Annotated in this window: 1 protein-coding gene; it reads left to right on the forward strand. The window is 56.4% G+C overall.

Annotated features, from left to right (window positions below):
• A partial coding sequence (gene tuf, locus P2081_RS20165; protein ID WP_278924576.1) for an elongation factor Tu occupies positions 1-1124 on the forward strand: 1124 nt, incomplete at its 3' end.

Below are 1124 nucleotides of genomic sequence, written 5' to 3' on the forward strand. Positions count from 1 at the left end.
ATGGCTAAGGAAAAGTTTGAACGTAATAAGCCGCACGTCAACATCGGCACCATCGGCCACGTTGACCACGGTAAAACCACTCTGACCGCAGCGATCACCAAATATTTTGGTGACTTCAAAGCCTACGACCAGATCGACGGCGCACCTGAAGAAAAAGCCCGCGGCATCACCATTTCGACCGCGCACGTCGAATATGAAACTGATACGCGTCACTACGCGCACGTCGACTGCCCCGGCCACGCTGACTATGTGAAGAACATGATCACCGGTGCGGCGCAGATGGATGGCGCGATCCTGGTTGTGAACGCAGCTGATGGCCCCATGCCACAGACCCGCGAGCACATCCTTCTGGGCCGCCAGGTTGGCATCCCCAAGATGGTTGTCTTCATGAACAAGGTTGACCAGGTCGACGACGAAGAGCTGCTCGAGCTGGTTGAAATGGAAATCCGTGAGCTGCTGTCGTCCTACGACTACCCCGGCGACGATATTCCAATCATTGCAGGCTCCGCTCTGGCGGCGATGGAAGGCAACAACCCTGAAATCGGCGAAAACAAGATCCGTGAGCTGATGGCAGCCGTTGACGAGTATATCCCTACTCCTGAGCGTGCGGTTGACCAGCCCTTCCTGATGCCTGTTGAAGACGTGTTCTCGATCTCTGGTCGTGGTACCGTTGTGACCGGCCGTGTTGAGCGTGGCGTGATCAATGTTGGCGACAGCATCGAAATCGTTGGCCTGAAGGACACTCAGACCACCACCTGTACCGGTGTTGAAATGTTCCGCAAGCTGCTTGATCGCGGTGAAGCTGGCGACAACATTGGCGCCCTGCTGCGCGGTATCGACCGTGAAGCTGTTGAGCGTGGCCAGGTTCTGTGTGCCCCTAAGTCGGTGAACCCACACACCAAATTCGAAGCCGAAGCCTATATCCTGACCAAGGATGAAGGTGGTCGTCACACGCCGTTCTTCGCGAACTACCGTCCTCAGTTCTACTTCCGTACCACTGACGTGACCGGCACCGTGACCCTGCCCGAAGGCACCGAAATGGTTATGCCTGGCGACAACCTGAAGTTCGACGTTGAACTGATTGCGCCTATCGCGATGGAAAACGGCCTGCGTTTCGCCATCCG

The organism is Pseudophaeobacter profundi (assembly GCF_029697505.1).
Classification (GTDB): domain Bacteria; phylum Pseudomonadota; class Alphaproteobacteria; order Rhodobacterales; family Rhodobacteraceae; genus Pseudophaeobacter; species Pseudophaeobacter profundi.